This window comes from Mesorhizobium sp. ORS 3428 (assembly GCF_001854785.1).
GTDB lineage: Bacteria > Pseudomonadota > Alphaproteobacteria > Rhizobiales > Rhizobiaceae > Mesorhizobium.
In genome coordinates this window covers 1-22,244 of the sequence record NZ_MDFL01000120.1, presented here as the reverse complement: position 1 = coordinate 22,244, position 22,244 = coordinate 1, and the positions used below count along the sequence as shown (strand labels likewise).

The 22,244-nt window shown below is 62.4% G+C and carries 19 protein-coding genes; 13 read left to right on the top strand and 6 right to left on the bottom strand.

Translation table 11 applies throughout. The features are described 5' to 3' along the window. Positions 1 to 292: 292 nt before the first annotated feature. The 13 genes from ORS3428_RS33340 to ORS3428_RS17300 all read left to right on the top strand — a co-directional run bounded on the left by ORS3428_RS33340 (position 293) and on the right by ORS3428_RS17300 (position 13,155). Positions 293 to 952, top strand: a complete 660-nt coding sequence (locus ORS3428_RS33340; protein WP_071099534.1) for a hypothetical protein — start codon at positions 293 to 295, stop codon at positions 950 to 952. A 294-nt stretch (positions 953 to 1,246) separates the two neighbouring features. After that, complete coding sequence (locus ORS3428_RS17355) at positions 1,247 to 3,277, top strand: conjugal transfer protein TraG (protein ID WP_071099533.1); 2,031 nt, start codon at positions 1,247 to 1,249, stop codon at positions 3,275 to 3,277. Positions 3,278 to 3,396: 119 nt separating this feature from the next. After that, entirely contained in the window at positions 3,397 to 3,810 is a 414-nt protein-coding gene (locus ORS3428_RS17350; protein WP_071099532.1) for a CopG family transcriptional regulator, read from the top strand. Beyond that, entirely contained in the window at positions 3,807 to 4,775 is a 969-nt protein-coding gene (gene trbB / locus ORS3428_RS17345) for a P-type conjugative transfer ATPase TrbB (RefSeq protein WP_071099531.1), read from the top strand. Before ORS3428_RS17350 ends, trbB begins: the two co-directional genes overlap by 4 nt. 11 nt (positions 4,776 to 4,786) lie before the next feature. Then, a complete protein-coding gene (locus ORS3428_RS17340) occupies positions 4,787 to 5,095 on the top strand; it encodes a TrbC/VirB2 family protein (protein WP_071099530.1) in 309 nt (102 codons plus the stop codon). Further along, positions 5,095 to 5,367, top strand: a complete 273-nt coding sequence (locus tag ORS3428_RS17335) for a VirB3 family type IV secretion system protein (RefSeq protein ID WP_071099529.1) — start codon at positions 5,095 to 5,097, stop codon at positions 5,365 to 5,367. The genes ORS3428_RS17340 and ORS3428_RS17335 overlap by 1 nt, the downstream gene beginning before the upstream one ends. Continuing rightward, positions 5,361 to 7,802, top strand: coding sequence for a conjugal transfer protein TrbE (gene trbE / locus ORS3428_RS17330; RefSeq protein ID WP_071099528.1), 2,442 nt, complete (start codon positions 5,361 to 5,363; stop codon positions 7,800 to 7,802). Before ORS3428_RS17335 ends, trbE begins: the two co-directional genes overlap by 7 nt. Positions 7,803 to 7,807: 5 nt before the next feature. Continuing rightward, on the top strand, positions 7,808 to 8,533 hold the full coding sequence (gene trbJ / locus ORS3428_RS17325) for a P-type conjugative transfer protein TrbJ (protein ID WP_071099527.1): 726 nt from the start codon (positions 7,808 to 7,810) through the stop codon (positions 8,531 to 8,533). Between the two features lie 33 nt (positions 8,534 to 8,566). Then, entirely contained in the window at positions 8,567 to 9,889 is a 1,323-nt protein-coding gene (gene trbL, locus ORS3428_RS17320) for a P-type conjugative transfer protein TrbL (RefSeq protein WP_071099526.1), read from the top strand. Next, a complete protein-coding gene (gene trbF / locus ORS3428_RS17315; protein ID WP_071099525.1) occupies positions 9,890 to 10,621 on the top strand; it encodes a conjugal transfer protein TrbF in 732 nt (243 codons plus the stop codon). After that, complete coding sequence (trbG, locus tag ORS3428_RS17310; RefSeq protein ID WP_071099524.1) at positions 10,611 to 11,657, top strand: P-type conjugative transfer protein TrbG; 1,047 nt, start codon at positions 10,611 to 10,613, stop codon at positions 11,655 to 11,657. Before trbF ends, trbG begins: the two co-directional genes overlap by 11 nt. Beyond that, entirely contained in the window at positions 11,650 to 12,864 is a 1,215-nt protein-coding gene (locus ORS3428_RS17305; RefSeq protein WP_071099523.1) for a TrbI/VirB10 family protein, read from the top strand. Before trbG ends, ORS3428_RS17305 begins: the two co-directional genes overlap by 8 nt. A gap of 12 nt (positions 12,865 to 12,876) precedes the next feature. Beyond that, positions 12,877 to 13,155: a DUF2274 domain-containing protein gene (locus ORS3428_RS17300; RefSeq protein WP_071099522.1), complete on the top strand. Its 279-nt coding sequence runs from the start codon at positions 12,877 to 12,879 to the stop codon at positions 13,153 to 13,155. 377 nt (positions 13,156 to 13,532) lie between these two features. Here ORS3428_RS17300 and ORS3428_RS31575 read toward each other — a convergent pair whose 3' ends face one another. The 6 genes from ORS3428_RS31575 to ORS3428_RS17275 all read right to left on the bottom strand — a co-directional run bounded on the left by ORS3428_RS31575 (position 13,533) and on the right by ORS3428_RS17275 (position 22,149). Further along, positions 13,533 to 13,973: a MucR family transcriptional regulator gene (locus tag ORS3428_RS31575; RefSeq protein WP_083355173.1), complete on the bottom strand. Its 441-nt coding sequence runs from the start codon at positions 13,971 to 13,973 to the stop codon at positions 13,533 to 13,535. Between the two features lie 781 nt (positions 13,974 to 14,754). Beyond that, positions 14,755 to 15,567, bottom strand: a complete 813-nt coding sequence (locus tag ORS3428_RS17295; RefSeq protein WP_071099521.1) for an NAD-dependent epimerase/dehydratase family protein — start codon at positions 15,565 to 15,567, stop codon at positions 14,755 to 14,757. Positions 15,568 to 15,570: 3 nt separating this feature from the next. Continuing rightward, positions 15,571 to 16,773 (bottom strand): pyridoxal phosphate-dependent aminotransferase, encoded by a 1,203-nt coding sequence (locus ORS3428_RS17290; RefSeq protein WP_071099520.1) that lies wholly within the window; start codon positions 16,771 to 16,773, stop codon positions 15,571 to 15,573. Then, positions 16,770 to 18,389 carry a hydantoinase B/oxoprolinase family protein gene (locus ORS3428_RS17285; protein ID WP_071099519.1) on the bottom strand — a complete coding sequence of 540 codons (1,620 nt, stop codon included), beginning with the start codon at positions 18,387 to 18,389 and terminating at the stop codon, positions 16,770 to 16,772. The genes ORS3428_RS17290 and ORS3428_RS17285 overlap by 4 nt, the downstream gene beginning before the upstream one ends. Then, positions 18,386 to 20,482: a hydantoinase/oxoprolinase family protein gene (locus ORS3428_RS17280; protein WP_071099518.1), complete on the bottom strand. Its 2,097-nt coding sequence runs from the start codon at positions 20,480 to 20,482 to the stop codon at positions 18,386 to 18,388. The genes ORS3428_RS17285 and ORS3428_RS17280 overlap by 4 nt, the downstream gene beginning before the upstream one ends. Next, the gene (locus ORS3428_RS17275) at positions 20,479 to 22,149 is read right to left on the bottom strand and encodes a thiamine pyrophosphate-binding protein (protein WP_071099517.1); all 1,671 of its coding nucleotides are present in this window, start codon (positions 22,147 to 22,149) and stop codon (positions 20,479 to 20,481) included. Before ORS3428_RS17275 ends, ORS3428_RS17280 begins: the two co-directional genes overlap by 4 nt. Positions 22,150 to 22,244: the final 95 nt, after the last annotated feature.

Below are 22,244 nucleotides of genomic sequence, written 5' to 3'. Positions count from 1 at the left end.
GGCATCGCGGACACCCACCAACAAGGCAGTAGCGGCGACGGGTGGCTCTGCTGTCGGCGCGGCGATCTCGACACTACTTGTCTACGGCATAGAGCTAAACCATGCCCTACCCGACACGGTATCCGGGGCCATCACTACCTTGGTCACCGCGGCTGTTACTCTAGCTGCCGCCTACTTCACGCCGCCCGGAACCAATGAGACCGTTATCCTCACGTCTGACGGACCACGCACGGCCAGAAGATAGCCGGGTGACGCCGTCCCCAAGCGTCCGTGCATAGGGGAGTAGCTTACCATGGGGTATGGAGAGTGGCTGGAAGCCCTTACGACAAGGGAATACGAAATCTACAAGCTGATACTCGACAAGGGAGCTCTCGCTCTCTTGCTTGCGGCGATCGGGGCTGTGATCGCTGTTCTACTTGAACGTTATCGGGAACAGCGAGAAAAGATTGAGGTAGCAGCTCGCGAAGACCGTGAGCGTTCGATGGTCCCGCGTACACRGCTCGACATTGAGTGTAGGTTTTTCGGTCCGCTACACGGAAAGATAATCGTAGATGTCCATCTGGTTGCTGAAAACAGGGGGAAGACGATCCGAGGCTTCAATAGCATCCGATTCCGCGTCTTCACTATGACGGGTGACGAGGTTCCGGGGTTCTATGGGTCCAAGGATGGAATGAGCCGGCTTGCGCTTAACGGTCCTCGCGTTGATGAGAGGACACACGAGGGTTACATCTTCAGCGTCGAGCCTGGGATTCGCCAGATCTTTCCTTTTACCACCCTTGTAGCTGCCGACACGAAGTACGTCAGCGTCAAAATAGATGTTCAGAACGCGGAATGGGGTGGTGGCGRCGCATCGTGGCTTGGCGAAGAACGCTTTTTTCCTGTTCAGGTGGAGCGAGATCGGGCAGCCGACGCAGGAGGAGTGCGTCCCGATCGACGCCGAACACAGCTTTGAGGAGCCCATCTACGAAGCGATTGTTAGCTACGGTGAGACCTCCCTTCGCGCGCTTTGCCACCTTCTCGCGAACTGCGCTGCCGGCTTCCRCACGAAACAATGCCGCAGACGACCTCCGCAGCCGACTTAATTCTGGACAGCGACATATATTTCCAGACTGCGCACTGGAACTGCCGGACGGACAGGCTTTGACGGCAATGCAGAGCGAGGATCGCACCCAATCGTACGTGAGCTGCATTCGCGATTGGGCCTGGCCGCGCGATGCTGAGTTACATTGTCCGGCGAGCCAAACCAATGACACCCACGAAGCTGCTGATCGGGCAGATCGCCGCCGTGTTCGCAATCGTCGTTCTGGGCGTGTGGGCGGCAACGCAATGGTGCGCGCACATGCTCGGCTACCAGCCGCAACTCGGCGCGCCGTTGTTCGTCGCGGCGGGATGGCGGATCTACAAACCCTGGAAACTGTTGGAGTGGTGGTTCCATTTCGACGCCTATGCGCCTGAGGTATTTGACCAAGCAGGCGCGCTTGCCGGCGCCAGTGGATTGTTGGGCTGTGCAGCCGCGGTCGCCGGTTCGCTGTGGCGCGCGCGGCAGCGCGGACTGGTCACCACCTATGGCTCTTCACGATGGGCCCTAACGCAGGAGATATCGAAGGCAGGCTTGTTTCGACCGGCCGGTGTCTTCCTCGGCAAATTGAGCGACCGCTATCTGCGCCACAACGGCCCGGAGCACGTCATGGCCTTTGCTCCGACACGTTCAGGCAAGGGGGTCGGGCTGGTCGTTCCAACGCTCCTTTCTTGGACCGGCTCAGCTGTCATTCACGACATCAAAGGCGAGAACTGGYAGCTAACCTCTGGCTGGCGATCCAAGTTTTCTTATTGCCCTTTGTTCAATCCGACCGACCCCAGGTCGGCTCGCTACAACCCGCTGCTCGAGGTGYGGCAAGGCTCGAACGAAGTTCGCGACGTCCAGAACATCGCCGATATCTTGGTCGATCCGGAAGGTGCGCTGGAGCGACGGAACCATTGGGAGAAGACCAGTCATTCACTACTGGTCGGCGCCATTTTGCATGTGCTCTACGCCGAGGAAGAAAAGACACTCGCCCGGGTCGCCACCTTCTTATCGGATCCGCAACGCTCATTTGCCGCGACGCTGCAGCGGATGATGACGACAAACCACCTTGGCGTAGCGGAGAGGCCCCAGGTCCATCCCGTCGTGGCCTCGGCGGCGCGCGAGGTGCTGAACAAGTCAGAGAACGAGCGTTCAGGCGTGCTTTCGACCGCTATGTCATTTCTCGGGCTCTATCGCGATCCAACCGTAGCGGCGGCAACATCTGCCTGCGATTGGCGCATTGCCGACCTCATGGACGCGGAGCGACCAATGTCACTCTATCTCGTCGTACCGCCATCGGACATTTCGCGCACCAAGCCGCTGGTCCGACTGGTGCTCAATCAGATTGGCCGGCGCCTGACAGAGCGGCTGGAGGGCGATCCAAAGAAGGGCAGAAAGCACCAGCTGCTCATGATGCTGGACGAATTCCCGGCGCTCGGCCGCCTCGACTTTTTCGAGACCGCGCTCGCCTTCATGGCGGGTTACGGCATTCGCGCCTATCTGATCGCGCAATCCTTGAACCAGATTTCCAAGGCTTATGGCGAGAACAACGCAATTCTCGACAATTGCCACGTGCRCATCGCCTTTTCCTCCAATGACGAGCGCACGGCCAAGCGCATCTCGGACGCGCTTGGCACAGCCACGGAACTGAGGTCCATGCGCAACTATGCCGGCCATCGGCTGGCGCCATGGCTTTCCCACGTCATGGTCAGCCGCCAGGAGACCGCACGCCCGCTGTTGACGCCGGGCGAAGTCATGCAACTGCCCCCATCTGATGAATTGGTACTGGTTTCAGGGTTGCCTCCGATCCGGGCGAAGAAGCTGCGCTATTACGAGGATCAGAATTTCACCGAGCGGGTGCTGCCTGCACCGTTGTTGCGCGAGCGTCCCTACGCCGACTGTCCTGCATCACGCCCGGATGATTGGAGTGGACAGGTGCGTAGTGTCGACCGTCGTCTGGCCGCTGACGAAGAAAGCGCCAGTGGGGCCGCTGAAGACGAGGGCGGTGTTCAGCAGCAGCGTCATCCGGGATTGCCCGATGAACACATTGCCATCTCTCAGGAGCCTGAGCAGGACGATCTGTTCGAGCCCGCCGACGATGATAGCGAGGCGCTCGCCGACAAACGTGTGATGGACCGGATTTCCACCGCGGCGCGTGCCTACGGTATCAACGAAGGCAGGGGTGACGACAAGGACATCGTGCCCGGCTTCTGAAGGCTCCCCAAAAGCCAGAGCGTATCTCGGCGTAGATAACGACCGTAAGCAATTTCTGGCAGCTGTCTCATGCTTGTTCTCATCGCCGGCGCGATGCCGRCCTGCCGAGAACAAGCCGCATGAAGCCCCATCGCATTCGCCATCAGTTTCTGYTCGACCCCGACCTCAGCGAGAAGCTGGACAACCTCAGCCGCGATCCATCGACCACCAAATCCGCGATCGTTGCTAAGGCGGTTGAAGCCTTCATCGAGCGCCGTGGGGAGAACGAGCTCGATCGCCGCTACGGCGTGAGGCTCGATCGTCTTTCCCGCGACCTCGCCCACGTCAGGCGCGATGCCGAGATGATCCTTGAGAGCCTGGCGCTCTTCATCCGCTTTTCGATCACCCTTCATGCTCACACGCCGGCTCCGGACAAGGCAACGCAGGCGATCGCGCACGAGCGTTTCGACAAATTCGTCGAGCAGGTCGGCCGTCAGATCGCGTCCGGCAAACGCTCGCTTGGCAAGGAGAGTGGCGTCGGAGGGGAAGGATGAGCTCTCATCCCGAAGCCGACCACCGCCGTCGCGCCATGCTGCGCACCGCAATGGGCGCGGCGATCACCGAAGCGCTCGCTGATCCATTGGTCATCGAGGTGATGGTCAATCCCGACGGCGCGTTGCGGCTCGACCGGCTCGGAGAAGGTCGCGTCGAAACCGGCGTGCACATGCACCCGTCGGAAGCGGAGCGCATCATCCGTCTGGTCGCCTCCCACGTGCGCGCCGAGGCGCATGCGGACAATCCGATTGTCAGCGCCGAGCTGCCATCGGGGGAGCGCTTCGAGGGTTTGCTCCCACCTGTCGTGCTGGCGCCGTGCTTTGCGATCCGCAAGCCGGCGGCAAAGCTCTACACGCTGGCCAACTATGTCACCGACCGGATCATGCAGCCGCTGCAGGCCGATGCGCTCAGGAAAGCGGTGCGCGAGCGGCGCAACATTTTAGTCGCCGGCGGCACCTCATCGGGCAAGACCACGCTTGCCAACGCGCTGCTGGCTGAAGTCGCCGAATGCGACGAGCGGGTGATCTTGATTGAGGACACGCGCGAACTGCAGTGCGCGGCGAAGGACTGCGTTGCCCTGAGGACGAGGCGCGGCTCGGTCATGCTCGCCGATCTCGTGCGCTCGACACTCCGGCTCCGACCCGACCGCATTATCGTCGGTGAGGTGAGGGGAGCCGAAGCGCTCGATATGCTCAAGGCCTGGAACACCGGGCACCCCGGCGGCATCGCCACCGTCCACGCCAACTCGGCTCGCTCTGCGCTCTATCGCATTGAGCAACTCGCCCAGGAAGCTGTCGTAACCGTTCCCCGCCGCCTCATCGCCGAGGCGATAGATCTGATCGTCTTCATCGCCGGGCGCGGATCCTCGCGCCGCATCGATGCGATCGCCGAGGTCACTGGTCTCGACGGCGGCGGCGATTACGCCGTCACCCCCCTCACGCTTCCCCAACTCCAGYAGCTTTGAAAGGTCACTTCATGCGCAAGAAGCTTCRCTTTCTTTCGTCCGCCGCGCTCGCGTTCCTTATCACGGCCCAGGCTTACGCCGCGGGTTCCGGCATGCCTTGGGAACAGCCGCTGCAGCAGATCCTGGAGTCGGTGCAGGGGCCGGTCGCCAAGATCGTCGCGGTGATCATCATCATCACCACAGGTCTGACCCTTGCCTTCGGTGACACAGCAGGCGGATTCCGCAGGTTGATCCAGATCGTGTTCGGCCTGTCGATTGCCTTCGCGGCATCGAGCTTCTTCCTCTCCTTCTTCTCCTTCGGTGGTGGGGCGCTCGTCTGATGGCCACCGGAGAACAGCATATCGAAGGTTTCGAGGTGCCGGTCCACCGGGCGCTGACCGAGCCGATCCTGCTGGGCGGCGCGCCGCGCGCGGTGGCGATCCTCAACGGCACCGTCGCTGCGGCGATAGGCCTTGGCTTGCAGCAGTGGATTGCCGGATTGGTGCTCTGGCTTGCTGGTCACACGCTCGCGGTCTTCGCTGCCCGCCGCGATCCAGACTTTGCCAGCGTGCTTGTCCGCCACCTTCGGTTGAGGGCGTGGCTGGCATGCTGAACCTTTCGGAATATCGCAGCAAGGCCGACCGGCTTGCCGACCATCTGCCTTGGGCCGCTTTGGTCGCGCCCGGCATCGTGCTCAACAAGGACGGCAGCTTTCAGCGAACGCTGCGGTTCCGTGGGCCCGATCTCGAAAGCGTGACGGGAGCCGAACTCGTCGGCATTTGCGCCCGGGCGAACAATGCGCTGAGACGCCTTGGCTCCGGCTGGGCTTTGTTCTTCGAGGCCGAACGCATCGAAGCGCTGGGCTATCCAGCCTCGCGTTTTCCCGACGCGACCTCATGGCTTGTCGATCAAGAGCGACGCGCGGCTTTCGAGGGCAAGGTCGCACATTTTGAAAGCCGCTATCATCTGACATTGTTGTTCATGCCGCCTCCGGACAGCCAGGCTCGTGCGGAAAGCGCGCTCGTCGACTCGCACCATTCAGAAGGCGAAAGAGACTGGCGCCAGGAATTGGCGCGGTTTCGTGATGAGACCAACCGCGTTCTGGATCTTCTGTCCGGCTTCATGCCCGAAGTACGCGTCCTCGATGATGCCGAGACCCTGACCTACCTGCACGGCACGATCTCGRCTCGCCGACATCCGGTCGCGGTGCCGGAAACGCCGATTTATCTCGACGGCATTCTCGTCGATGCGCCGCTCACCGGCGGTTTGGAGCCGATGCTGGGCGACCAGCATCTGCGAACCCTCACCATTCTCGGTTTTCCCAACCTCACCCGACCCGGAATTCTCGACGCGCTCAACCATCAGGATTTCGCCTATCGCTGGATGACGCGCTTCATTCCGCTCGACAAATCGGAAGCGACCAAGACGCTGACACGACTGCGGCGGCAGTGGTTTGCCAAGCGCAAGTCGATCGTTGCTATCCTGCGCGAGGTTGTGACCAACGAGCCGGTGCCGCTGGTCGACGGCGATGCCGACAACAAGGCGCTCGATGCCGACGAAGCCCTTCAGGCCTTGGGTGGCGATCACGTCGGCTTCGGTTATCTCACCACGACCGTGACGGTGTCGGACAAAGATCATCAAGCCGCCGCCGAAAAACTCCGCGCGGTCGAGCGCATCGCGAATGGGCTTGGCTTCACCACCATCCGCGAAAGCGTCAATGCGGTCGAGGCCTGGCTCGGCTCGTTGCCCGGTCATGTCTATGCCAATATTCGCCAGCCGCTCGTTCACACGCTGAACCTTGCGCACCTCATGCCGCTATCGTCGGTGTGGGCCGGCCCGGCGGCAAACGAGCATCTCGCCAAGATCACCCAGACCGAGGCCCCACCGCTCCTCTTCGCCGAGACCAGCGGGTCGACGCCGTTCCGGCTTGCCACTCATGTCGACGATGTCGGCCACATGCTGATCGTCGGTCCGACAGGCGCCGGCAAGTCGGTGCTGCTTGCTATGATCGCTCTGCAGTTCCGACGCTATGGCGGCGCCCAGGTCTATGTCTTCGACAAAGGCAATTCCGCTCGTGCCGCAACGCTCGCCATGGGTGGAGAACACCACGCCTTAGGGGCGGACGGCGCGCTTGCCTTCCAGCCGCTGCGAAACATACACGATCCGGTCACGCGCAGCTGGGCGGCGGAATGGATAGCCAGCCTCATTGCCCATGAGAACGCCACTGTCACGCCTGAGGTGAAGGAGGMAATCTGGTCTGCACTTGGCAGTCTTGCCACCGCGCCGGCGCAGGAGCGCACGCTCACGGGTCTGTCGGTCCTGCTTCAGTCCAATGCGCTGAAGTCTGCCGTGATGCCCTACACGCTCGAAGGACCCTTCGGTCGGTTGCTTGATGCCGATAATGACCGGCTGGTCCTATCGGATGTCCAGTGTTTTGAGACCGAGGAGCTGATGCACAGYCAAGGCGCTGTGCTGCCGGTGCTCACCTATCTCTTCCATCGTCTTGAAGAGCGCTTCGACGGACGGCCAACGCTGCTCATGCTTGATGAGGCTTGGGTCTATCTCGATAATCCGCTCTTCGCCGCGCGCATCCGCGAATGGCTGAAGGTGCTGCGCAAGAAGAATGTGWCGGTCATCTTCGCCACRCAGTCGCTTGCCGWCATCGCGAGCTCGGCGATCGCGCCGGCAATCATCGAGAGCTGCCCACAACGGATATTTCTCCCCAACGATCGTGCCGTGGAACCGCAGGCGCGAGCCGCTTACGAGCAGTTCGGTCTCAACGAACGCCAGATCCAACTGGTCGCCCGCGCTACGCCAAAGCGGCRGTACTACCTGCAGTCGCGGCGCGGCAACCGTCTGTTCGAGCTCGGCCTTGGCCCGATCACGCTTGCGCTTTGCGGTGCCTCCGATCCAGCCACCCAGGCTCTCATCGACAGCGTCCTGTCCGAAGGCGGGCAGGAGAGTTTTGCCTTTCGATTTCTCAGTGCGCGCGGCCTCGGTTGGGCCGCCGAGCTTCTCAAGCAATTCCCTCAACCAGACATGGAGTAATCGTCATGATGCGGCGCCGTTTTCTTTCCAGCCTGATCACGCTTTCCCTGATCGCCAAGCCGTTGGCCGATTATGTTCAGCCGGCCTATGCCCTCATTGTGTTCGATCCGTCGAACTATACGCAGAATATGCTCTCGGCGGCGCGCRCATTGGAGCAGATCAACAACCAGATCCAGTCGCTGCAGAACCAGGCGACCATGCTGCAGAACATGGCGCGGAACCTTCAGAACCTGGATTTCTCTTCCGTCGGCCAGCTTACCGGTTCGCTGCAACGGGTCGACGGTTTGATGGATCAGGCGAGCGGCCTGAGCTTTGATCTCGACAAGCTTCAGGATCAGTGGCGACAGCAATATCCGGAAAGCTACGATGCCACGATCAAAGCGAGCGATGTGGCYACCGCCGCACGCGAGCGTTGGCAGAGCGCCATGCAGGCGTTCCGCCAGACCATGGGTGTGYAGTCGCAGATCGTCGAGAATGTTCGCGGTGACGGCGACCTGCTTGCCCATCTCGTCAACCGCAGCCAAAGGGCTGCCGGTGCGCTTGAGGCAAGCCAAGCCACCAACCAGCTGATCGCACTTTCGACCAAGCAGCAGATGCAAATCCAGACGCTGCTTGCGACGCAGTTCCGCGCCGAGGCCGAGGATGCCGCCCGCAAGGCCCAGTCCGAGGAAGCTGCTCGACAGACGACAAAACGCTTCCTGGGCACCGGTACCGCCTATTCGGGCAACTGATCACTAGCACTTCAACCTGRGGAAGGCGGCGGCATGAACGACCTTGGGGTCATCGATCGCTTCATGGAGACTTTTATCCGCTATATCGATAGCGGGTTCGGTCTGCTGGCCGGCGACGTCGCCTTCCTTACTACGACTCTAATTGGCATCGACATCACGCTGGCAGGCCTTGCCTGGGCGTTCGGCGGCGAGCCCAACATTCTCGGCCGCCTCATCCGCAAGGTGCTCTATGTCGGCGTCTTCGCCTTCATCCTGAACAACTTCAAGAACCTCGCCGACATCATCTATCGGTCCTTTGCCGGCCTCGRCATTCACGCATCCTCCGGCAATCTATCCGCCGACAATCTGCTCCATCCAGGCCGTATCGCCGCCACCGGTTTCCAGGGCGCCTGGCCGCTTCTCGATCAAGCGAGCCAGCTTCTTGGCTTTCCGGAAATCTTCGGCAACGCGCTCACCATCTTCGTGCTGCTTGTGGCTTGGTTCCTGGTCATCATCGCCTTCTTCATTCTCTCGATCCAACTCTTCATCACCATCCTCGAGTTTAAGCTCACCACGCTGGCCGGATTCGTTCTGGTGCCCTTCGCGCTCTGGAATCGGTCGGCGTTCCTGGCCGAGCGCGTGCTCGGCAATGTCATCTCGTCCGGCATCAAGGTGATGGTGCTCRCCGTCATTGTCGGTATCGGCTCCACGCTCTTTGGCGAGTTCGCTTCGGCGCTCCAGGGCAAGGAGCCTGACCTGGCGGCCGCCATGTCGCAGGTGCTGGGCGCGCTGGCGCTGCTTGGGCTCGGCATTTTTGGTCCTGGGATCGCCTCGGGTCTTGTCTCCGGCGCGCCACAACTTGGTGCGGGCGCAGCACTGGGCACCACGGCAGCCGCTGCCGGATCGACGCTCGTTGCCGGGGGAGCCGCCTTTGCCGGCGCGCGCATGGCAACCAGCGGCGGGCTTGCCGCCGTCCGAGCCGGCACCGCCATGGGTTCGGCCGCTTCCTCGGCCTGGCAGTTGGGACGTGCAACGTCGCCCGACTCTGGCCTGTCCGGTGTGGCTGCTGGAATCAGCGGCGCGACCAGCGCCGCCAGCGGCGCCGTGATGCGAGCAGCACGATCTGCAGCGGGAAGCTTTGAGCCCAGCGTCAATGCCGGGCGCGAAGCCGCGTGGACCGCGACTGGCGGTGCGCCGACCGCGTCGATGACCGGAGGTCCAGCCGGTTCTGCACCTAATACCGCGCCCAATTGGGCGAGACGCATGCGTTCCGAGCAGAGCGCCCGCGCGCATCGCCACGCCGCCATACAGGCCGTCCGCGACGGTGACAGGCCGGGCGGCAGCGCCAATCCCTCTCTCAACGACAAGGACGACTAGATGCTCTTCAAGCGACCCGTTCAACGCTACGGCAAGACGCCCGAGCCGGTCACGCCGTATCAGAAGGCCGCCCAGCTCTGGGATGAGCGCATCGGCGCAGCGCGAGTGCAGGCCCGGAATTGGCGGCTGATGGCGCTTGGCTGTCTCGTTTTGGCAACCGGCCTGTCCGGCGGCCTCGTTTGGCAGTCGATGCAGAGTCGTGTCGTGCCTTACGTCGTCGAGGTCGATCGCTTCGGCGAGGCGCGCGCCGTTGCGCCGGCAATCCAGGACTATCAACCTTCCGATGCCCAGATCGCCTGGCATCTCGGCCGCTTCATCCAAAATGTCCGTTCCATATCAACCGACCCAGTGCTGGTACGGCAGAACTGGCTGGYGGCCTACGACTTTGCCACCGATCGTGCGGCGCTCTTCCTCAACGAGTATGCCAAGGCGAGCGATCCCTTCGGTCAGATCGGCACGCGCAGCGTGTCGGTGCAGGTGACCAGCGTGGTCAGAGCTTCCGAAAGCTCGTTCCAGGTCAAATGGACCGAGCAGGTTTTTGAGCGCGGCAGCCTAGCCAGAACGACGCGCTGGACGRCGATCCTCACCATCGTGATCCGCCCGCCAAGCAATACCGAGCAGCTGCGCAGCAACCCGCTCGGCGTCTTCATCAACGCCATCGACTGGTCGCGTGAGCTCGACAGCGCAGCCCCTGCATCCGTTTCCACGAAGGAGCCCGTCAATGACAAATAGAGCCCCATCGTTCCGTGCCGTGCTGATCCTGTCAGCGTCGGCAGCTGTCCTTTCCGCCTGCGCATCGAAGCCGGTGCCGCCGCCGGAGATTTCTTATGACACGGATGATTTCAAAGCAGCGGCAATCGAGAAGCCGCCGGAGAAGCCGGTCAAGATCGTCGAGGTGCCAAAGCCGCTGCCTTTGCCCGGCCAACTGCAGCCTGACCCAGGCAAGGTCGTCGAGGACAAGCGCACCCCGGAAGAACGTGTCGCCGAGGCCAACAAGGCGGCGACACAGCAGCCCACCAAATACGGCTATGTGAATGCGGTCCAGGTCTATCCCTTTGCCGATGRCGCCCTTTATCAGCTCTACGCAGCACCCGAGCGCGTCACCGATATCGCCCTGCAACCCGGCGAAAAGCTGACGTCAGTGTCCGCGGGCGATACGGTGCGTTGGGTCATTGGCGACACCGTGAGCGGCACCGGAGACAATCAGCGTACGCATGTGCTGGTAAAGCCTTTCGCGCCGGGGCTTAGCACCAATTTGGTGATCACCACCGAACGGCGGACGTATCACCTCCAGCTACAAAGCACTGAGAAGACCGCTATGGCGGCCATCTCATGGACCTATAGCGAGGACCAGATCATCGCGCTCCGGCAGAGAAACGCCCAAGCCGAGGCTGTCACGCCGGTGGCGTCGAATGTGGCACTCGAAAATATTCGCTTTCGCTATGCCATCTCAGGCGACACACCGCCCTGGAGGCCGACCCGTGCCTTCGATGACGGCAGCAAGGTCTATATCGAATTCCCAAGCCGTATTGACCAGGGCGAGGCGCCGCCGCTCTTCATCGTCGGAGCCGACGGCAGCAATCAGCTCGTCAACTACCGCATGCGCGGCAAGTACTACATCGTCGATCGCCTCTTTGCAGCCRCCGAACTGCGGCTGGGCGCCAAGCAGCAGCAGGTGGTGCGCATCACCCGGACTGACGGCCGGCAACCGGCGCGACTATCTCTCTTTTTCCCGGCTCGGCAGGTGAGGGGAGCGCCCCATGACTGATACGTCCCATTCCACCGCTGCCCCGAAGGTTGATCCCGAGCAGCTGCAGTTGCGAGCATCGCCGCGACGCGCCGTCCGATTCAGGCGCGGCGTGAYTATCGCGATCGCGGCGGTTGGATCTGGTGCAATATTCGGCGTCACCATGATGGCACTTCAGGGGCCGGCATGGCGCATCAAAGGTCTGGCGGAAGACCGGTACAATACCGAGCGCAAGCCGACAGCTGAAGGGCTCGATAGCCTGCCCAAGGACTATTCCGCGATCAAGCCAAAGGCGCCCGTGCTTGGGCCACCACTGCCGGGCGACCTCGGCCGGCCCATACTTGAGCGGCAACGCCAGCTCGGCATCGCGCCAGGGCAGGAGRCGTCCGCCGAGGAGCAGCGGCTTGCCCAGCAGGCAATTTCGGCGCGCGAGTCGCAAGTGATGTTCCGGATCGACAATCGACCGAAGCAGACAGATGCAACGGCCGGYGGGCAGGGTGCCCAGCAGCCATATGAGGCGCTTCCGCAAGCCRGTGCCGCCGGCACATCAGCTTCCGTTGCACCAGCCGAAGGCGACCAGAACAATCAGCAGCGCAAACTCGATTTCGTCAGCCAACGGAGTACGGGCGGGATCTACAATCCGCATGTGCTGCAGACGCCCGCATCACCCTATCAGCTGATGGCCGGCAGCGTGATCGCCGCCAGCCTCATCACAGGCATCAATTCGGATTTGCCTGGCMTCGTCGTGGCCCAGGTCACAGAGAATGTGCACGACACTGTCACAGGCAGCATCCTGCTCATTCCACAGGGCTCGCGCCTGATCGGCACCTAYGACAGCGTCGTTGCCTTTGGCCAGAAGCGTGCTTTGCTGGTCTGGCAGCGAATAATCCTTCCCGACGGCTCCTCGATCGAAATAGACAATCTGCCAGCGACAGACACTGCCGGCTATGCTGGGCTGGAGGACAAGGTGGATTTCCACACCTGGCAGCTGATCAAGGGCGTGGCTCTAGCAACGTTGCTGGGCGTCKGCACCGAATTGAGCTTTGGGGAAAATGAGAGCGACCTTGTCAAGGCGATCCGAGAATCCACGCAGCAGAACGTAAGTCAAGCGGGCCAGCGCATCACMGAAAAGAATCTAAACATCCAGCCCACCATCACCGTGCGCCCCGGTTGGCCGCTGCGCGTGATCGTACACAAGGACATCGTGCTGYGGCCCTACACGGGCTGAAAAGGAGGGCTCATGGTAAACCTGAAACTAGGAAAACTTCCGGACCGGACACCGTCGAAGATCACCATCACGGTCAGYGCCGAGTTAAGCCAAGCACTTAACGACTATGCTGTGCTTTACCGGCAGGCGTATGGCGAGTCCGAAACCGTGGCTGAGCTCATCCCATTCATRCTGTCGGAGTTCCTCGAAAGTGACCGAGGATTTGCCAAGGCCAGAAAGGAAGGCCTGCCGGGCGTCGGCGCATCGGAAAAGCCGCGACGGCAATCAGCTGCAAGATTGGACGACACATAGAGCGGGGTACTCGGGCTCGTCCGTCTAAAGAAACCGCTGACGATTGCAGCGCTCGGAACTCTGCTGAAGATAACCACGCCAATATCGAGCCGCTCTAATGGCCTCTCGCGGAGTGATTCACCGGAGACGCGCGTTTGAGTTCCGAGAAAACCGCAAACCAAAAGCGATAGTCGCGGTCGCGCCCATCAAAATGGGCCGTCAATGCGCAGTGAGCTGCGGCAGTCGTCGCGTCCGGCCCATAGACATCGAGAGCTGCTTTGGCCGCCTCATCCGGGTCYGCAAAATCCCAAAGCGATAGACTGCCACGATTTGCTCAATCGGCGCTGTCACGATCACGCTGATTCCCTGGCACGCCAAGACCTCCGGTTGTCCACCCCTCAGGCTTTCGCCTTGCGTTTCGCAGCAGGTTTTTTGGCAGGAGCAGACTTTCTTCCCAAACCTAACGATTTCGCCAGCGCTGATCGGGTGGCCGCGTAGTTCGGAGCGACCATGGGATAGTCCTTCGCCAATYCCCACTTCGCGCGGTATTCGTCGGGCGTCATCCCGTGTCGGGTTGCAAGATGGCGCTTAAGCGACTTGTRTTTCTGACCGTCTTCAAGACTGATGATATAGTCCGGGAACACCGATCTTTTAGGATTGACTGCTGGCTTCTGCGCGGGTGCTTCTTCTGGAGCTGTTTGCCCAATATTAGACAATGCCGAATTAACGCTGGCGATCAAATCCGGCAGTCCAGATACGGGGACTGGATTCTTTTGGACGTAAGCGGAAACGAYATCTGCGGTAAGTTCGATCAGATTATTGCCGGCTTCTTCGGACATGTCAGGCTCCAGGGTCACAAATCTATACGCTCATAGCCCTCAATCCAGCAACGTGCAACGTACCGGCGAGCTAGATCTGTGCTGATCACTTAGAGCTAGGCAGCAGCGGATGAAAGCGCGTCGCAAGGTCGGCTCTCGTTGCTAGGAAACGATAGAGTCAAAGGCGTGCATGCCGCCACGGCGGCTACATTGTTGCAGGCTTTTCAACAGTGTAGCAATCTGACGGTATTGCTGACGGTATTCTTGTGCTAGTTGGTTAAAGTTTATCAAAGAAATCAATGAGATGATGTTCGGATTGATGATCGAGTGGGAATGATTCACGTCTATCCGAACGCCGTCGAATTTACGCCTGAGTTCGATCTAAGTCGCTGAAATTAAAAACAGTTTTTGTCGAGAGCTTTCGCTGGCTATCGGCGTGCATCGTTCGGTTTTGCCGGACTGCCTGCCGGACCTCAGCCATACGATGAGTTTTTGACAGTACCGTCACGTTCTAGGGAGCTGATGACGGTGCTTTTTCAGATTAAAGCGCTGAAAATTAAAAGAAATTTCCGCCGATAGCCCGAAACCTGATAACGGTACTTTTGGAAGGGCAGTCGGGATGCCGACGGACGCCGCTCTCAAAGCTTGAAACCAAAAGAAAAATCTACAAGGTAGCGGGACCGCTGCGCCATCTGGCCTTGCGCCCAAATCGGACCGATCCGCGCATGTGACTTGTTGGGTGAGTTTGAACGGTCGCTGCTTCCAAGTATTGCAACGGATCAGCCTTTCGGAGGTCCGATCGTCACGCCGACTTGTCGTCAGGGTGCCCAAGCTCGCAGAACCAGCCGCCGAGATATTTCACCGACGGCCTTTTCGGGTCTGGAACAGGCGTCTTCGCCTCGACGGCGGCGCGGAATGGCTCGGCGCTGTCCTGCGGGATGAAGCCGAGATGATCCGCGCCGCTGTTGTCGACCATCTTCAGCGTGTTGTTGGAAATGCCGAAGGAGATCGTATGGCCGACCCGCGGCGCGGTCAGCGACGCCTCGACCAGGCGCACGCAATCGGCGAATGAGAGATAGGACCACAACATGCGCCGGTCGGTCGGCTCGGGGAAGGACGAGAAGATGCGCAGGCACACCGTCTCAATGCCGAACTTGTCCCAATAGAGYCGGCTGAGGCTTTCAACGAAATTCTTCGAAACGCCGTACAGGCTGTCGGGGCGCACCGGCGCGTCGACGCCGATATGAGCCTCGACCTCATGATAACCGATGGCGTGCACCGACGACGCATAGATCACGCGCTTCGCGCCGTGTTTCCGGGCGCCCTCGTAGATGTGGTAGGAGCCGCGGATGCTGGAATCGAGGATGGTCTGCCAGGGGCTTTCCAGCGAGGCACCGCCGAAATGCACGATAGCATCGCAGTCCTTGGTGGCCGCGATGGTCGCTTCCATGTCGGAAAGATCGAAGACCGCCTCTTCCTCGTGCGACGCGAGGTCGTCGAAGGGTTGGCGGCCRGCCAGCCGGATCTTGGCCGCAAGCGGCGCCAGCCCCTTTCTCAACTGCGAGCCGAGCCGGCCGGCGGCGCCAGTGATCAGGATACGTTCGTAGTGCGGCATCGTTTACTCCACTTGCGCGACGGCGGCATGGATCCGCGAAATCGCCTCGGTCAATACTTCTTCGCGGGTCGCGGTCGAGATGCGGAAATAAGGTGACAGTCCATAGGCGACGCCCGGTACCGACGCCACGCGGCCTTCGTTGAGAAGATAGTTTGCCACCGCGGTATCGTCTTCGAGCACCACGCCCTTGGGCGTCTTGCGGCCGATCAGGCTGGCGCAGCCAATATAGGCGTAGAAGGCACCCTCCGGCGGCGAGAGCGTGAGGCCGTTGATCCGCCTGATTCCGTCAACGACGAGGTTGCGACGCGCCTCGAAGGCCTGACGGAAGCGTGCGACCTCGTCCTGCGGGCCATTGAGCGCGGCAACCGTCGCGGCTTGTGCGACTGAACAGACGGAGGTGCAGGACTGGCTCTGGATCGTCGACATCGCCTTGACGAGCGGCGCGGGTCCTGCCGCATAGCCGACGCGCCAGCCGGTCATCGCATAGGATTTCGAGACGCCGTTGACGATCAGCGTGCGGTCCTTGAGCTCAGGGCAGGCCTTGCCGAAGGACACGAATTCGCGCCCGTCGAACAGGATGTGCTCGTAGATCTCGTCCGAGAGGACAAGCACATGCGGGTGCTTGGCCAGCACCGCGCCCAGCGCCTTGAGATCGGATTCTGAATACACCGCGCCGGACGGATTGCCGGGCATGTTGAGGAAGAGCCATTTCGTTCTTGGCGTGATCGCCTTTTCCAGCAAGGCCGGTGTCAACCGGAAGCCGGTTGTCTCCKGACACTCGACGATGACCGGCGTGCCGCCCAGCAGCTTCACCATCTCGGGATAGGAGACGAAGTACGGCGCCGGCAGGATCGCCTCGTCGCCGGTCTCCAGCGTCGCCATCAGCGCGTTGAAGATGATCTGCTTGGCGCCATTCGCAACGACGATATCGTCGCCCGTGTAGTCCAGCCCGTTCTCGCGACGGAACTTGCCGGCTATCGCCTCGCGCACTTCGGCTGTGCCGGCGGCGGCTGTGTAGAGCGTCTGGCCAGCCTTGGCCGCGAAATGGGCGGCATCGATGATGTGGAGGGGAGTCGGGAAATCGGGCTCGCCCAGTCCGAGATCGATCACGTCAACACCCTTGGCGCGCAGCGCCTTGRCGGCTTGGGAAGCCGCCATCGAAGCCGATGGCTTCACCACAGACAGGCGCGAGGAAACATAGCTCATCGGTCGTTCTCCGAAACGTATCCTTTGGATCGGTCGTTGGCCTTGGCATCGGCGCTGCGCCTGGCCGGATCGCCATAGCCGCCGCCGCCCGGCAGTTCGAGGATCAGCCGGCGCCCTGCCGGCACATGCTGCCAGCCCTTCGGGCGCATCTTCGTGCCGTCATCGAGCCTCACCACACCGGCGACGCCGGGCTTGCCGCCATTGCGCCCGCGCGGCGGGTGATTCACGCGGTCGAACATGGCCGAGAAGTCAAATTCGTGGCCCTCGGTCGCAGCGATCTCGATGATCTGCCCGAGGCCGCCGCGGAACTCGCCGTCGCCGCCGGAGTTCGGGCGCAGCTCCTTGCGCCAGATGACGATCGGGCCGGTGTGCTCCGTCGCCTCGATCGGCATCGTGTGCACGCCAGACGGGAAGGCCGTCGCCGACAATCCGTCGAGCTCGGGGCGCGCGCCCATACCGCCGGAGTTGAACATCAGCACTTCAGCGCGGCGGCCGGCGCTGCCGGCGACCGGCCGTGCCGAGATGTGGATGTTCCACAGCGCGCCGGCACCTTCAGCAAGGATCCTGCCGGGCAGCGCCTTGGCGAATGCGCCCAGCACCAGATCGGGAACCATGTGGCCGAAGATGTGCCTCAGCGCCACCGGCGCCGGCCGCACGGCATTGAGGATATTGACGGGCGAGGACACGGTGAAGAAGGCGAGAGAGGCGGCATTGTTGGGGATGTCCGGCGCCACCATGCATTTCAGCGCGTAGCACGCATAGGCCTTGCTGTAGATGATCGGGCAATTGATGCCCCAGCGGCTCATCGGATCGGTGCCGGTGAAGTCGACCTCGACATGATCGTCACGGACCGAAACCGTGGCCGCGAGCTTGACCGGCTCGTCGTAACCGTCGGTCACCAACTCGTTCGACCAGCTTCCCTTCGGCAGCGCCTCGATGCGTTCGAGCATGGCGTCGCGGGTGCGCGAGAAGATGAACTCGCCGAGCCCGTCGAGCGAGGTCAGGCCGATCTCCTTCATCATGTCGACGAGACGTCGGTGGCCGACCTCGTTGCAGGCGGCGAGCGAATAGAAATCGCCGACAACCTGGTTGGGCTCGCGGACATTGGCGCGCAGGATCCTGACCAGATCGAGATTGACCCTGYCCTTTTCCGCGAACTTCATGATCGGGAGCTGAATGCCTTCCTCGTAGACCGACTTGCCGTCGGCGCCGAAGCCGCGCCCGCCGACATCGACGACATGCGCGGTGCAGGCGAAGAAGGCCACCAATTCCCCGTTCAGGAAGGACGGCGACACCATAGTGATGTCGTGCAGATGGCCCGTGCCCTGCCAGGGGTCGTTGGTGACGTAGGTGTCGCCCTCGAACATTTGATCGCGCGGGATCTCGTTCATGAAATGCAGCACGGCCTCGGCCATGGTGTTGACGTGGCCCGGCGTGCCGGTGACCGCCTGTGCCAGCATCTGGCCGCGCGGATCGAACACGCCGGCCGACAGGTCGCCGGACTCGCGAACCGAAGTCGAGAAGGCGGTGCGCAGCAGAGTAAGCGCCTGCTCCTCGACCACCGAGATCAACCGGTTCCACATGACCTGCATGCGGATTTCGCCAATATCGCTCATGCCTGGCTGCCTTTGCGGATCAGGAGGATTGCGCCGTCGCTCTGGATGACGGCATCGAAGCTGGTGGTGACGACGGTCGAGGTTTCGCGCTCGACGATGACGGCCGGGCCCGCCACGCGATCGCCGGCGCAGAGCGTATCGCGCTCGACGATACCGTAGCTGCGCGGCGCGCCGCTGACCGGATCGAACACCTCGCGGGTCGTTGTCGGCTCGCTGGTCTTCTTGCCGGCGATGAGCTCGTGCCTTGTGACGGCAGGCCGAACGTCCGTCGCCTTGACCGACCAGGTGACGATCTCGATCTCCAACCCGTCGAGCCCGTCGATGGCGCGGCCGAAGAAGCGCTGGTAGCTGGTCTCGAAAAGCTCCTTGAGCTTGGTGACCGCATCGCCGCCGAACGGCTCGTCGGCGACCGGCACCGGAATTTCCCAGCCCTGGCCGGCGTAGCGCATGAAGGCGGTGATCTCACAGACGATTTGGCCGCTGGCGCCGGTGCGCACAAAGCCTTCGGCGGAGGCCTTGAGGTCCGCAAGCAACGCGTTGACTTCGGCCGGCTTGAACCGCGACAGGCGGGTGAGCCTCGAGGCCAGCGCCTCGTAGCCGAAGGGGGCCTTGAGGAAGCCGATCGCCGAGCCGACGCCGGCGCCGCGCGGCACGATGCACTGGTCGATGCCGAGCTTCTCGCACAGCCTTGCCGCGTGCAGCGGCGCGGCGCCGCCAAAAGCGATCATCAGATTGTCGGAGATGTTCTTGCCGTTCTCGACGGCATGGACGCGGGCGGCGTTCGCCATGTTCTCGTCCACCACCTCGCAAATACCGAAGGCGGTCGACATTGCATCGAGCGACAGGCGCTCGCCGACATCGCGCATGATGGCCTGTTCGGATGCAGCCGTGTCGAGCCTGATCGCGCCGCCGGCGAAATTGTGTGGATCGAGCTTGCCAAGTACCAAATCGGCGTCGGTGATCGCCGGACGTTTGCCGCCGCGGCCGTAACAGGCCGGGCCCGGCTCGGATCCGGCGCTTTCCGGCCCGGTCTGGATGCGGCCCATGGCGTCGACCCAGGCGATGGAGCCGCCGCCGGCGCCGATCTCGATCATCTCGATGACGGGAATAGAGATCGGCATGCCGGAGCCTTTGCAGAACCGATAGGTTCGCGCCACTTCGAAAGTTCTCGCCGTGCGCGGCGCGTAGTCCTCGATCAGGCAGATCTTGGCGGTGGTTCCGCCCATATCATAGGAAACGACCTTTTCCAGGCCGAAGCGCCTAGCAATGTCGGCGGCGAAGATGGCGCCGCCCGCGGGTCCGGACTCGACCAGCCGCACAGGGAATTCCGAAGCAGTTTCCACCGAGATCAGCCCGCCGCCGGAATGGATCATGAAGACGGGGCATTCGGCGCCCATGTCCTTCAGGCGCGTCTGCAGGCGGGCGAGGTAGTCGGCCATCTGCGGCCGCACATAGGCGTTGGCGCAGACCGTATTGAAGCGCTCGAACTCGCGCATCTGCGGCGAGACTTCGGCGCTGATCGAAATCGGGATGTCGAGCTTGCGCGAGAGGATCTCGCGCGCCCGGCGTTCGTGGTCCGGATTGGCGTAGGCGTGGATGAAGCCGATCGCCACCGAGCCGAAGCCACCGGCCGCGATGCGTTCGGCGATCTCTTCCAGGGCAGCTTCGTCGAGCGGCTGCAGTTCCTGGCCTTCCGCGCCGATGCGACCCTTGATCGTGAAGCGGTCCTCGCGCGGGATCAGCGGCGTCGGCAGCTGCAAGTTAAGGTCATATTGCTCGAAGCGGTTTTCCGTCCGCATCTCGATCACGTCGCGGAACCCTTCCGTCGTGACGAGTGCGGTCTTCGCGCCCCGGCGCTCGATCAGCGCGTTGGTCGCGAGCGTCGTGCCGTGGATGATGATGCCGATTTCGGCCGGCGCAATTCCGCCATCGCGGGTGACGATGGYGATGCCGTCAAGGATCGCCTGCTCGGGCGCCGAATAATTGGTCAGGACCTTGGTCGAGAACATCGTCCCTCTGACATCCAGGGCGATGTCGGTGAAGGTGCCGCCGATGTCCGCGCCGAGACGGATGTCGTCAGTTCTGGAAGTCATGCCTTGGCCTTCTGGGAAGCGAGCGCGGCGTCGCGCATCTGGGAGAGGGTCTGCCGGGGCGTGAGCGCTTCGGGCGAGATGGCGATGTCGAGCACCGCGCCCGTTGCAGACTTCAGCGCCCGCTCGAACGCCGCGGCGAAATCTCTGGTGGACTCGACCCGCTCGGCGTGGAAGCCATAGGCCTTTGCCAGCGCGACGAAGTCAGGGTTCTCGAGCGAGGTTCCGGAGACGCGGGCTGGATAGTTGCGCTCCTGATGCGCGCGGATTGTGCCGTAGATGCCGTTGTTGATGATCAGCACGATCGGCTGCGCGCCGGCCTGCATTGCCGTGCCCAGTTCCTGGCAGTTCATCTGGAAGTCGCCGTCGCCGGCGAAGCAGACGACCGTGCGCTCCGGATATGCCACCTTCGCGGCGATCGCGGCCGGCAGGCCATAGCCCATGGCGCCCGATTGCGGGGCAAGCAGACGCGCCTTAGGCCCGAACCTGAAGAACTTGTTCGGCCACACGGTGAAATTGCCGGCGCCGTTGGTGAGGATGACGTCAGCAGGCAAAGTCTCGCGCAACCAGGCGCTCACCGCGACCATATCGACCGGGCCGGGCTGGACGGGCGCGGCGAATGTGTCTCCGTAAGCCTTGCGCGCCGCAGCGCGCCAGTCGGCCCAGGCGCCTTTGATTGGGGTGAGTGCCTTCGCGAAGGCGTTCGGGCCGGCATGGATGCCGATCGCCGGCACGTAGATCTTGCCGATCTCGCGGTCGGAACCGTGGACATGGATCAGCTTCTGCCGCGGTACGGGGACTTCCAGTAGCGTGTAGCCGTCGGTCGTCATCTCGCCGAAGCGGACATTGACGGCAAGGATCACGTCCGCGTCGCGGATCAGGTTCTTCACATGCGGCACCATGCCGACGCCGGCCTCACCGACGAAGACCGGCGAGTGGTTGTCGAACTGGTCCTGATAGCGGAAGGCCGCGACGACCGGGATGTCGGAGGCTTCGGCGAAGGCCTGGAGCGCGGCGCGTCCGTCCGCGGTCCAGTTAGCGCCGCCCATGAGCAGGACCGGCCTCTCGGCCGCGGCCAACATCTTGAGCGCGGCAGCAGTCGCCTCCTGTGTCGGCGCGGGCTCGAAAATCGCTGCCGGCCCGCTGAGCGGCACGGCCTCGGTCGCGGTGGTCAGCATGTCTTCCGGCAGCGCGACCACGACGGGGCCGGGCCGCCCGGTCAAGGCCGTGGTCCAGGCCCGCGCAACGATCTCGGGAAGGCGCTCGACGTCGTCGATCTCGACCGCCCATTTGGCGACGGTTCCGTACACCGCCCGGTAGTCGATCTCCTGGAAGGCCTCGCGCCCCTTCATGTCGGTGCCGACCTGGCCGACAAACAGGATCATCGGCGAGCTGTCCTGCATGGCGGTATGGACGCCGATGCTGGCATTGGTGACACCCGGGCCGCGGGTGACGAAGCAGATGCCCGGCGTGCCCGTCAGCTTGCCGTAGGCGGAAGCCATGAAGGCCGCGCCGCCTTCGTTGCGGCAGAGCACATAGTCCAGCTTGCCGCGCGTGTCGTGCAGCGCGTCGAGAACGGCGAGATAGCTTTCGCCTGGAACGCCGAAGCTCTTGGTCGCGCCCAGCGCAATCAGGCACTCCACAAGAAGGCGACCGCCATTGCGGACCATGCTTCGACATCCTCTTAGGCTGGCGGCAAGCGGACCGAGCCTGCCTTTCGGAACTATACCTGCACTCTGGCGGGCCGCCGCGAAATCAAGAAATG